The following is an 11358-nucleotide window of genomic DNA, read 5'->3' on the forward strand; positions in this document are numbered from 1 at the left end:
CCGGTCACCCCCGGCCCGAGGCGTCCGGTGTGTCTCGTCCTACCCCAGATTCGTGTTCTGCGACACGTCGGTCTTCTCCCCCGGCGCACGCCGCCCGTACAGGCGGTTGATATCGCGAGCATAACAGCGCGCCACGCGCCGGCGCCGGGTCTTGTCGGTGGCCGTGACCAGGCCGTTGTCCTGGCTCCAGCGGTCGGTGGTGATTGCGACCCGCCGAATCTGTGCATGGGCCGGGTAGGCGGCCAGCAGGCGGGCAAAACGCTCGATGAAGAAGTTCTCCAGCCGGCTGCTGGCCAGACTCGCCGGCGCGGCCGGGTCCAGTGACAGTCGCCGCATCACCGGCACAAGCACATCGGCCGGACAGCTCACGATCGCCGCCAGCACCGGGCGCGCCTCGCCGACGACCACCGCCCGTTCGACCAGCTCGTCCAGGCATAACGCCTGCTCGATCGGCTCGGGCGACGCTTTCTCGCCCGTGGTCATCACGATGACCTCCTTCATACGGCCGGTCAGATACAGCCGCTTCTTGTCCAGCCGGCTGACCTTGTCGCCGGTATGCAGCCACCCCCCGGCCGAGATCGTCTTGTCGGTGGCCTGTTCGTCGCGCCAGTAGCCGCGCATCACGCCCGGCCCGCGCACCAGCAGCTCATTGTCCGGTCCGATCTTGGTCTCGACACCGTCGAGCACGATACCGACACTGTCGAGTTCGTTGTCGTGGATTCGATTGACGCTGACCACCGGCCCGGCTTCGGTCAGCCCGTAGCCCTGCAGCACCGGCACCCCCAGACCGACCAGCGTGCGTGCCACCGGGTAAGGCAGCGCCGCCGCTCCCGAGATCGCGACCTGCATATCGGCCCCGAACAGGCTCAGACACCGCCGCGCAACCAGGCGCTCCAGGATCGGCCACAGCAGATGCCGCAGATGCCGGCGCGTGCGGCCCTGGCGCCGCTCGTGCACCGATTCGCCCAGGTCGATGGTGAACCGCACCAGACGCTGCAGCCATCGAGGTCGACGCGCCAGCCATCGGCCGAGCTCAACATAGAACCGTTCATAGACCCGCGGTACGCCGACCAGTGTCGTCACCGGCGTACGCGCCAGCGTCAACCCCAGAAACCGAGGATGCCGGCAGAACGTGATCGTGCCGCCAGTGATCATCGCCCGATAGGCGTTGACCACCCGCTCGTAGCTGTGCGGAAGCGGCACATACGACAACGCATGCTCGTCTTCGATGATCGGCAGCGCCGCCGCACAGGCATGCGCGTTGGACAACAGGTTGGCATGGGTGAGCATCGCACCCTTGGCGCGCCCAGACGAGCCGGAGGTATAGACCAGGCTCGCCAGATCCCCGGCGCCGACATCGCAGCCGTGGTCAATCCGCCCCTGTGCGGCGGCCAGGGCCGTATCCGCACTGCGGATACGCGCTTCGTCGCCGGGCTCGCCGGTGAACACCAAAGCGCCCTCCAGCTCGGGACAACGGTCGGCGGCCACGATCCGATGTACCCAGTGCGCCTTGACCGCGATCAGCAGTCGCGCGCCGCTGTGGTGGATGAGGCGCGCGTTGGCGGCGGGGGTATCGGCACAGAACAAACCGACGGTGATCGCTCCCAGCGACATCACCGCCTGATCGACGCACAGCCACTCCGGACTGTTGCGCAGCATGATGGCCACGCGATCGCCGTGGCGGATACCTTGGGCGATCAGCACCGCGCGCCAGGCCGCTACGCGGTCGCCGGCCTGACGCCAGCTCAGTTCGATCCACTCGTGCCGCCGCGGCGAATAGAATCGATAGGCCGGAGCATCCGGGCTGGCCGCTACCCGCGCGGCGAACAGCGCGCACAGCGTATCGGCCGCGTCCGGTGCGACCCAGTGATCAGGGCTGTGAAACGTCATGGTGCAACCAGCGCGCTCGCCGCGCATGGGCCGCCGGGTCGGCGGATTCGTCGATGCTCAGCTGCCAGACCGGAGCCGCCGCGTCGCCCAGCGTGAGAGTGCGCACCAGCAGCTCGTCGCCGCGGAACAGATGCACGCGAACCGCCGCCCCGGCCGGATACCGGGCGAGTCGGCCAGCCAGGCCGGTCCCGACTTCCAGTTCGTCGAAGGCGACCAGGCGATCGCCTGCCGCCAAGCCCGCGGCCCGGGCGGGCGTGTCGTCCAGCACGTTCTGCACCCGCGGCAGCAACTCCGAGCCCAGCCGGACGCCCAGCCGCCCCAGCAGCACGGCCGCGTCGTCGCCGGCGGGCGCGCACGAGGCGACGAGGCCGAAGTCGGCGAGCCAGTCGGCCCAGGGCGCTTCGGCAGTGGTATGCAGATGACGTTCGAAGAAATCATCCAGTGCCAGTCCACTCAGCTGACCGGCGATCGCCGCCAGGCCGTGCTCGGGCACGGGCCGGTCGTACTGACCGTAATCGAGCCAGATCTGTCGCATCACGTCGTCGAGGGTGATGCGCTCGCCGGTCTCGACACGCAGCTTGTGATCCAGCGCCAGCGCCAACTGGGCACCCTTGCCGTAATAGCTGACCACCGCGTTGGGCGTGTTCTCGTCGGGACGATAGAACTTCAGCCAGGCATCGAAGCTGGATTGCGCCAGACTCTGACGGTGACGGCCTGGAGTTCGATCGATCCGGGTGGCGAGTTTGGCCAACCGGTCGAGGTACCCCTGCTCGCTGAGCAGCCCGGCACGCACCAGCCCCAGATCGTCGTAGTAGGACGTCACCCCTTCATAGGCCCAGAGATCGTCGAAATAGGCCTCTTCGGCCAGATCGCTTGCCGCGACCGCGGCCGGACGTATCCGCTTGACGTTCCAGAGATGGAAGTATTCGTGGCTGCACAGCCCGAGCAGCGTCTCATAGGCCTCGCGGCGCGTGGCCGCATCGGCCACGGCACTGGGCAGCGCATCGCGCGGGACCTGAAGCACGCTCGATTCGCGATGCTCGAGCCCACCGAACCCCTTCGGCGTGACCTGCGCGAAGAACAGGTATTGACCGGCCGGCAACGCATCGAATACGGCTGCCTGTGCTTCGCAGACCGCGGCCAGATCGACAGCCAGACGACGGGTGTCGGCATCGTGGTGACCCAGAAGCACGAACGCGTGGGGCACCCCGCGCACCTCGAAATCGACCCGCTCGATCGCACGCCCCATGGCTACGGGATGATCGATCAGATCCCAGTAGCTGGCGGCCACGTAGCGTCCGAAACCGCGCGCATCGACCGACTCGGCGGCCAGCGTGGTCACCAGTTGCCAGTCGTCGATGCCCGTCGGCGGCTCGATCGTGACCGCACAGGGGGCATTGCCCATGGCCTCCGCCCTAAGCGCCAGCGATGTGAAATTGAAAAATCCACGCCGGTCGTCAAGGAACGCCGCCCGGACCGATTCGTCGCGGGCATGGAACTCGCAGATCACGGTCAGCCGTGTCCCCGACGGCGTGCACGTCCAGGCCTGACGCGACACCGGGTCAACGGCTACCGCCCCCCCGTCGCAGTACGCCTCGATAGACAGCAGGTGGCGGGCGAAATCGCGGATCACGTAGCTGCCGGGAATCCAGGTCGCGAGATTCAGACGCAACGGCCGGCCAGCGCGCACCTCTGCGCGCATCTCGACCCGGAACCGATGCGCCGCCGCGTTCACGGGCGTCACGGTGTATTCGACTGTTGCCATGCCGTCAAAGTCTGTACGAAGCCGCGCAAGTCTACGCGCTGGAATCGCTCGTGCACATACGCCGTATTCAGAACCGGCGATGAACGCCGATAGCTTACGAGTAGCCCCGACACATGCCGCGCCCGCCGGCCAGCGACTGCGAAGCCCGCTCGACGTGACTGCCCGCTCGCCATCCCGACCTTCGCGCCAACGCGGCGCGATCCTGATCATGACCGCCGCGTTCATCGTGGCGGCCGTGGCGTTGCTGGCGCTGGTGGTGGACACGGGCCGGCTCTATGCCGCCCAGGCGAAACTGCAGTCGGCCGCCAATCTTGCGGCGCTGGATGCGGCGCGACAGGTCAGCGGCTGCCGAACGGACCTGAATGTCGACAGTGGGCGCGCCGCGGCCCAAGCCAGCGTTGCCAACAATTACAACGCGCTCGATCCGTCCGCGGCCCCTGACATAGCGCGCTTTGAACAGGCCAGCCTGATCAGCGATTCAGCGACCGGCCTGCGGACCATCCAGCCGATTCAGAACGCGAACACCAAAGCCGACGCCGTGCGGCTGACGCTGACTCAGAACTTTACACCGTTGTTCTCGCTTTTCTCGGGCACCACCGAGTTGGCCGCAACGGCCGGTGCAGCGGCCCATGCCAGAGCCCAGATCGGTATCGGCACGACGCTGGCAGGCATCGATCCGCCTTTACTGGCACAGCTTCTGCCGATCGATATCGGTGCCGCGCAGAAGGGCGATCTGGCGAACGTCTTCGTCAGCCTCGCCGATCTGCTCGACATAGATGCCGGTGTAGCGACCCATCAGCAGTTGCTAGAGACCAGCCTGAACGAGGCACTGAAAAATCTCGGCGGCACCGTCAGCAATCAGGTGTCCGGACTGGTTGACAGCCTGGCGGATCTGTTTCCGTCCGATGCAAATGCGGCATCCCTGCTGAGCATTCTCGATATCGCGGACGACGTCGGTACAGATCTCAGGCTGAATGCCGGACAGATCGTCAACGCGGCCGCACAGCTGGCGGCCTCCCAGCGCGACTCGGCCGTCAATCTGCCGCTGGCTTTGAACGTGCCCGGCATTGCCAGCGTGAGCGCTCAAGTCCGGCTGCTCGAGTCCGGCAAGATCGCCGAAGGTCCGGCTGGGCGGCGCGCGGACGGCGGTTATCGCACCGAGGCCAAATCCGCCCAGGTGGCTGTCGCCGTGAAGATAAAGTTACTCGATATAAATATCGGCATCCTAAGCCTGCGGCTTCTCAATCTTCCGCTGATCGTCCAGGCGGCACCGGGGATCGCGCATCTCGAATCCATCGAATGCCCGACACCCGACCGGCGTAGCTACCGCGTCGAGATTTCCACCGACACTTCGGCATTGAGAGCCACCGCGGGCGAATTCGACGATATCGACAACGACGGCGACCAGGATGTTCGCGCGACCCAGATTGGCTTGATCGACGACCTCAGCCTGCTTTTCCTGCCCATACCCGCCAATGCACTGGTCGGCGTCAGAGCGGATACCCAGGTACTGCGCGACGGAGGGCGCCGCACTTTCGAAGTCCGCGATCTCGAGAACGACTTGCCGACACCGCCGCTCGCGGTGGGTTCGGTGCTCGATACCCAGTCTCTGCTCCAGGGTTTGCTCTCCGATGTCGATCTCGATGTCGATATCGTCGGCATCAACCTCCTGCCTGTCGGCAGAATTCTGGATCCGGTAAATGCTCTGCTTTCAGGTCCGCTTGCCGCCGCGCTCGCTCCGGTGCTCGACCCGGTACTCAATGCGCTCGGTGTGTCCCTCGGGAACGCCGATGTGCAACTGTTGGCTATCGATGCGGCGAGGCCGGAACTGGTGTGCACCTCACGCGAGGATTGCGGCTTCGACAACCCGGCGCCGACCAGCTGACGTTTTCCATGGCTCCAGCAACATCGCGGCAAGCCAGCCGCGACCTGCATGAGCGCCGCTGAGCGTCGCCACCGGCAAGGTGATGATCCGATCTGAATTTGTCCGATCGGCACTCTACCGAGCGACGTCGGGCGTCGTTTCTATCCTTGACGCGACTGCGCCACCAGCGCTACACCGAGCATGATCAGCCCGGTGCCCGCGAGGCGATACGGGCCAATCGGCTCGTCCAGCGCCGGCCAGAAGGCAGCGCCGATATACACGGCGATATAGCTCAGGCTCATCATGGGGAACGCCAGGCTCAGTGCCATGCGCGAGAGCACCTGTAGCCAGACCATCACGGCGGCGGCGTAGACGATCATGCCGGCCCAGACGTAGGCGATGGTCGAGGGCGCGGCCAGCCCGCTCCACACCAGATTGACGAACGCTGCGAAAGAGTCGATCTGCCCGAATTCGAGCATGCCGCGGCGCATGAGCAACTGGCCGGCGGCGATCAGCGTCACCGACACCAGCAGCAGCGCGACGCTGATCAGCGAGCGGCGTTCAAGCGCCATAAGCCAGTACGCCGACGCCCAGCACGATCAACAACACCCCGCACCAACGGCGCAGCCCGACCGCGTCGCCCAGAAACAGCCCGGAATACACGAGCACTGCGACATAGCTCAGCGCCAGCACGGGAAAAGCCAGGCTGACATCGATATGCGACAGCACGACCAGCCAGAAACAGGTCAGAACCACCTGCACGCTCATGCCGAGCAGCACCAGCGGCTCGCGCAAGGGTCGCAGCCAGGGGTGGCCGGGACGTTCGGCGGCGGCGGTCATGCCGTGCTTGAGCAGGATCTGCGCCACGCTGGCCAGTACCACGGACACCGCCAGCAGCACGGCCGAGGCACTCACCAGCGCGCGACCTCGATTCCCAACCCGCCGACCTGATGAAACAGCCGCTTGGAAGGACAGACCGCAACCCCGTTCTCCGCCCACGACAGCAGCGGCAGATCCGCATGCGAATCCGAATAGGCCGTGACCCCGACGCCGTTGTCGGGCACGTCATCCAGGGCCTGGATACGGCGCAGCTTTTCATCGTCCCGGCAATTCTCGCCGTCCATGCCCACCAGCCGGTCACGCGCGCTCCACGCGGTGCGGGTGGCCAGAACCTCATCGATACCCAGACGCGCGCCGAGGCGTTTGACATAAATATCGAAGCTGGCCGAGGCCAGGATCACGCGTGCGCCGTCGCTCTGATGCCGACGCAACTGCTCGAGGCCCTGTTCGCGCATGGCATCTTCCATGAGTTCCTCGACGAATCGATCCGCCCAGGCCTCCAGCCGGGCTCTGGGCTGGCCGCCGACGAAGGCACGCAGCACCTGCGTCTTGACCCAGGTGCGATCGCCCCAGCGCCAGAACTTGAGCAGCGAGGCCAGCCGCCAGAGCGACAGGCTGCGTCGCTTGCGCTGGTAACGCAGATAGCCGATCACAAACGGCAGGAACGTGTCGTAGCGGGTGAGCGTGACGTCGAGATCGAATACGACGATGCGCTGCGGTTCAGGCAAAACGGGTCTCTCGGACGAACATGGCTGATCGCAGCTTACGCCAAACCGTCACAACGCGGCAGCGATCGCCGGTGGCTCGACACCATGCCGCATGCTTGTAATCGCCCGCGCACACCCCGAGTATTACGCCCGAATCGATCGCCCACGCAGTAGCTCGACCGCCGATGCGCAAACCCCGTACGCCCACCCTCGCCCAGCAGCGTGCGCTGGCCCGCCGCCTGGGCGCAGCGCTGCAGCGTGACGTGCCCTTGGCCGCGCGCACGAGTTTTCGTATCGGCGGCCCGGCCGCATTATATGTGGAGGCGCGCACGGCCGAAGCGCTGGCCACGGCCGTGCGCGCCGCACGCGAACTCGATATCGATTATTTCCTGCTCGGCCGCGGTGCCAACATCCTGATCGGCGATCGCGGCTTTGCCGGGCTGGTGATCGCCAACCAGGCCCGGACGATCACCGCGCGCGGCACCTGTATCACCGCTGACAGCGGCGTGCTGGTCTATCCCGACCTGATCGACGCGGCGGTGGCGCGGGGGCTGTCGGGGCTGGAACATTATGTGGGCATTCCGTCGACCGTCGGCGGCGCACTCTGGCAGAACCTGCATTTCCTGTCCCCGGCCCCGGCACGCGAACGGACCATGTTCATCGGCGAAGTGCTCGAGTCCGCGGAGCTGCTGACCGCAGACAACCAGCGCCGGCGCGTGGACGTGGACTACTTCGAATTCGGCTACGACCAGTCGGTCCTGCACGCTCGCGACGATGTCGTGCTGAGCGCCACGTTCGAACTGGAACCCGCGCCGGCGGCGACGCTGACCCGAATCATGGAGGAAAATCTGCGCTGGCGGGCCGAACGCCATCCGCCGCTGGATAGCGAGCCTTCCGCGGGCTCGATCTTCCGCAAGATCGAGGGCATCGGTGCCGGCCGCTTGATTGACGAATGTGGTCTCAAGGGCCTGGCCTGTGGCGATGCCCAGATATCACCCCGGCATGCGAACATCATCGTCAACCACGGCGCAGCCCGTGCGGCCGATGTCTGCGCACTCATCATGCATGTCCAGCAGCGGGTGCAGCGCGAGACCGGGTACTGGTTGACCCCGGAGATATCGTTCGTGGGCGAGTTCGCCCCCGTGACCCGACTGCCGACCGATACCGCGGCACCGACCGCCTCGGCGCCGGTCCGATGAACGGCCTTCGCAGCGACGCGTCGACACGGAGCCGCCCATGAGCCGGTCCGTCGGCACGGTGCATGTCGCGCTTTTGAGCCTGATCGCCCTGGTCGGAATCGGCTTGGCCGGCTGCGAGGCGCGCGACGCCGGATCGAGCGCCCAGGCGTATTCCCGCGAACAGATGCGCATCGTCGGTTCCTCGACCGTGTATCCGTTTTCCGCCTACGTGGCCGAGGAGCTGGGCGCCACCACGGACCTGCGTACGCCGGTCGTCGAGGCCACGGGGTCGGGAGGCGGCTTCAAGCTGTTCTGTGCAGGCGTCGCTGAAAACAGCCCGGACATCACTAACGCCTCGCGTACGATGAAGCCCTCAGAACTGGCCATGTGCCAGGCCAACGGCGTGACCGACATCACCCAGATCATGTTCGGCTACGACGGCATCGTGATCGGGGAAAAACGCGGCAACCCGCCGCTTGCACTGACGCGCGAACAGCTGACCCGGGCCGTGGCGGCCAGGGTACCGGTCGACGGCAAACTCGTGGCCAATCCTTACCAACGCTGGAACCAGATCGACCCTTCGCTGCCCGACCGCGAGATCCTCATCTACGGCCCGCCGACCTCCTCGGGAACGCGTGACGCGTTCGACGAACTGGTCGTCGGCTACGGCGCGGCCCATATCGACGGCTATGGGGAGGCGGTGCCCACCATCCGGCAGGATGGCAAGTTCGTGCCTTCCGGCGAGAACGACAATCTGATCGTACAGAAGCTGGCTCAGAATCCGACGGCGCTGGGTATTTTCGGCTTTTCCTTTCTCGAGGAGAATCGGGACAAGATCCAGACCGCGAGTATCGATGGCGTTGAGCCGGAGCGTGAACTGATCTCGTCCGGGCGGTATCCGATCTCACGGTCGCTTTTCTTCTATGTCAAGAACGCGCACGTCGGCAAGGTGCCGGGCATGGACGAATACGTGCAGCTGTTCTTGTCCGATCCCATGGCCAGCCCGCGCGGCTGGCTCAAGACGCTCGGACTGATTCCCTTGCCGGCCGACCAGCTCGCTGCCATGCGCGACCAATGGCAGCAACGCAGACCCGTCACAAAAGATTCACTCGAAAGCGCCCACGCGCGCGATTAGACTGCTGCCCAGGCAGTCGACATGAGCACCGTCTGCACCAGTATCGAGTGGCTTCGGGGGTATGCCCCGTGTCACGGCCGGCCCGAGGGTCGGCTTTTTTTTGCGCGGCATCGGCGATTCCGGTAATCGCGCTTTTCCTTTAGCTCGTGCGCGGAGCTGCGGCACAATGCGGCGATCGATCCCCGATCGCGTGATCGCCATGACTGCCAGCCCCTATCGCCCGCGTACCCGGCTCGTCACCCACGACGTCACCAACCAGCCGCCGCCGCTGGTCGGTTACAACGCTTACACCACCGACCCTGCGCTGATCGAAGCCGTGGCCCGCGAGGGCGGCGAATGGGGCAGCGATCGGCTGCGAGCCTACGGCGCGATTGCCGGTGATGAACTGATCGAGATCGGCTTCGAGGCCAACGAGAACCCGCCGCAATTCAAGCCGTTCGATCGCTATGGACATCGGATCGACGAGGTCGAGTTCCATCCGGCCTATCACCGCAGCATGCAGCTGGCCAAGGAACACGGCCTGCACGGGCTGACCTGGACCGCCGATCGCGCCGGCGCCCAGGTGGTGCGCTCGGCGCTGGTCTACCAACACAACCAGATGGAAGCGGGCACCATGTGCCCGATCACCATGACGCACGCAGCCGTGCCGGCCCTGCGTCATGCCCCGGATCTGGCCGCGCGCTGGCTGCCCGGTATTCTCGCCAACGAATACGATCCGAGCAGCCGGCCGGCCGCAGACAAACGCGGTCTGACCATCGGCATGGGCATGACCGAGAAACAAGGCGGCTCGGACGTCCGCAGCAACACCACGCAGGCGATCGCCGCCGGCGACGGCGTCCACCACGTCACCGGGCACAAATGGTTCTTCTCCGCCCCGATGTGCGATGCGTTTCTGGTGCTTGCACAGGAGGCCGATTTTGGGCTGTCCTGTTTCCTGCTGCCTCGCTGGCGGCGCGACGGCCAGCGCAATACGCTGGCCATTCAGCGGCTCAAGGACAAGCTCGGAGACCGCTCGAACGCGTCGTCCGAGGTCGAGTTCGTGGAAGCCGAGGCCTACCGCGTAGGCGAGCCCGGCCGCGGCGTGGCCACGATCATCGAAATGGTCTCGCAGACGCGCCTGGACTGCATGCTCGGCTCGGCCGGGCTGATGCGCCAGGCATTGATCCAGGCGATTCATCACTGCCGTTATCGAAAGGCCTTCGGCACGCACCTGATCGATGCGCCGCTGATGCAGCACGTATTGGCCGACATGGCGCTCGAATCCGAAGCGGCCATGGCGCTGTCGATGCGCCTGGCTCATGCGTTCGAGTCGACACAAGATCATGAGCGTCGTCTGGCGCGTGTCGCCACCCCAGTGGGCAAGTACCTCATCTGCAAGGCGGCCCCACCGCTGGTGAACGAGGCCCAGGAATGCCTGGGCGGCGCCGGCTATGTGGAAGAATCGATGCTGGCCCGACTGTTCCGCCAGTCGCCGCTCAATTCGATCTGGGAAGGCTCGGGCAACGTGCAGTGCCTGGACATGCTGCGTGCGCTGGCGCGCAGTCCAGACAGTCTGGATGCGCTGGCCAGCGAACTTGAACGCGCACGCGGCCGGCACCCGGCCTACGATCGCCACTGCGATGAGCTCGACGCCCGGCTGCGCGACCGGCCGACCGATCCGGTCGCTGCGCGGCGGCTTGCCGAAGCCATAGCGCGCGGGCTGCAGGCGGCCATTCTGCTCACCGGCCAGACGCCCTGGGTCGGCGAAGCGTTCTGTAGCGCACGCCTGACCGGCGACCGGGGCCTGGCCTATGGCACGGTCGCCGCGCCTCTGGATTACCCGGCGCTGATCGAGCGTGCCTTCCCGGCTGATGGGTGACCGTCTCTGCCGTCACGCGATTAGGCACGCGCGTCCTGGAGGCTGGCTCGAAGTCCACGGGCCAGCGTCGGACTCGCGGGCGGCCATCGGCCGACCGCGGATCTGTCAAACATGATCAGTC

General features: G+C 66.0%; 9 protein-coding genes. 4 read left to right on the top strand and 5 right to left on the bottom strand.

Annotated features, from left to right (window positions below):
• Nucleotides 1-39: 39 nt before the first annotated feature.
• Both T31B1_RS00135 and T31B1_RS00140 read right to left on the bottom strand, forming a co-directional pair.
• Nucleotides 40-1890 carry an AMP-dependent synthetase/ligase gene (locus T31B1_RS00135; RefSeq protein ID WP_353247428.1) on the bottom strand — a complete coding sequence of 617 codons (1851 nt, stop codon included), beginning with the start codon at nt 1888-1890 and terminating at the stop codon, nt 40-42.
• A complete protein-coding gene (locus tag T31B1_RS00140) occupies nt 1871-3655 on the bottom strand; it encodes a M61 family metallopeptidase (protein ID WP_353247429.1) in 1785 nt (594 codons plus the stop codon). The genes T31B1_RS00135 and T31B1_RS00140 overlap by 20 nt, the downstream gene beginning before the upstream one ends.
• Nucleotides 3656-3734: 79 nt before the next feature.
• Here T31B1_RS00140 and T31B1_RS00145 point away from each other — a divergent pair, with 79 nt between their 5' ends.
• Entirely contained in the window at nt 3735-5540 is a 1806-nt protein-coding gene (locus T31B1_RS00145) for a pilus assembly protein TadG-related protein (protein ID WP_353247430.1), read from the top strand.
• 140 nt (nt 5541-5680) lie between these two features.
• On the opposite strand, the gene T31B1_RS00150 is transcribed toward T31B1_RS00145, so the two are convergent.
• Genes T31B1_RS00150 through T31B1_RS00160 form a run of 3 tightly spaced genes read right to left on the bottom strand, consistent with a single transcriptional unit; the run spans nt 5681 to nt 7087 of the window.
• Entirely contained in the window at nt 5681-6091 is a 411-nt protein-coding gene (locus T31B1_RS00150; RefSeq protein ID WP_353247431.1) for a DMT family transporter, read from the bottom strand.
• The gene (locus T31B1_RS00155) at nt 6081-6434 is read right to left on the bottom strand and encodes an EamA family transporter (RefSeq protein WP_353247432.1); all 354 of its coding nucleotides are present in this window, start codon (nt 6432-6434) and stop codon (nt 6081-6083) included. The genes T31B1_RS00150 and T31B1_RS00155 overlap by 11 nt, the downstream gene beginning before the upstream one ends.
• Nucleotides 6431-7087, bottom strand: a complete 657-nt coding sequence (locus T31B1_RS00160; protein WP_353247433.1) for an HAD family hydrolase — start codon at nt 7085-7087, stop codon at nt 6431-6433. Before T31B1_RS00160 ends, T31B1_RS00155 begins: the two co-directional genes overlap by 4 nt.
• Before the next feature lie 164 nt (nt 7088-7251).
• Here T31B1_RS00160 and murB point away from each other — a divergent pair, with 164 nt between their 5' ends.
• The 3 genes from murB to T31B1_RS00175 all read left to right on the top strand — a co-directional run bounded on the left by murB (nt 7252) and on the right by T31B1_RS00175 (nt 11237).
• Nucleotides 7252-8265: a UDP-N-acetylmuramate dehydrogenase gene (gene murB / locus T31B1_RS00165; RefSeq protein WP_353247434.1), complete on the top strand. Its 1014-nt coding sequence runs from the start codon at nt 7252-7254 to the stop codon at nt 8263-8265.
• 37 nt (nt 8266-8302) lie between these two features.
• Entirely contained in the window at nt 8303-9379 is a 1077-nt protein-coding gene (locus tag T31B1_RS00170) for a PstS family phosphate ABC transporter substrate-binding protein (protein WP_353247435.1), read from the top strand.
• Nucleotides 9380-9578: 199 nt separating this feature from the next.
• Entirely contained in the window at nt 9579-11237 is a 1659-nt protein-coding gene (locus T31B1_RS00175; RefSeq protein WP_353248713.1) for an isovaleryl-CoA dehydrogenase, read from the top strand.
• Nucleotides 11238-11358 lie beyond the last annotated feature (121 nt).

This window comes from Salinisphaera sp. T31B1 (assembly GCF_040361275.1).
Classification (GTDB): Bacteria; Pseudomonadota; Gammaproteobacteria; order Nevskiales; family Salinisphaeraceae; genus Salinisphaera.

Excerpts from the sequence above, each read along its gene's own strand:
- T31B1_RS00140 (WP_353247429.1), bottom strand. The coding sequence starts at position 3,655 with ATGGCAACAGTCGAATACACCGTGACGCCCGTGAACGCGGCGGCGCAT.
- T31B1_RS00145 (WP_353247430.1), top strand. The coding sequence starts at position 3,735 with ATGAACGCCGATAGCTTACGAGTAGCCCCGACACATGCCGCGCCCGCC.
- T31B1_RS00150 (WP_353247431.1), bottom strand. The coding sequence starts at position 6,091 with ATGGCGCTTGAACGCCGCTCGCTGATCAGCGTCGCGCTGCTGCTGGTG.
- murB (WP_353247434.1), top strand. The coding sequence starts at position 7,252 with ATGCGCAAACCCCGTACGCCCACCCTCGCCCAGCAGCGTGCGCTGGCC.
- T31B1_RS00135 (WP_353247428.1), bottom strand. The coding sequence starts at position 1,890 with ATGACGTTTCACAGCCCTGATCACTGGGTCGCACCGGACGCGGCCGAT.
- T31B1_RS00175 (WP_353248713.1), top strand. The coding sequence starts at position 9,579 with ATGACTGCCAGCCCCTATCGCCCGCGTACCCGGCTCGTCACCCACGAC.
- T31B1_RS00170 (WP_353247435.1), top strand. The coding sequence starts at position 8,303 with ATGAGCCGGTCCGTCGGCACGGTGCATGTCGCGCTTTTGAGCCTGATC.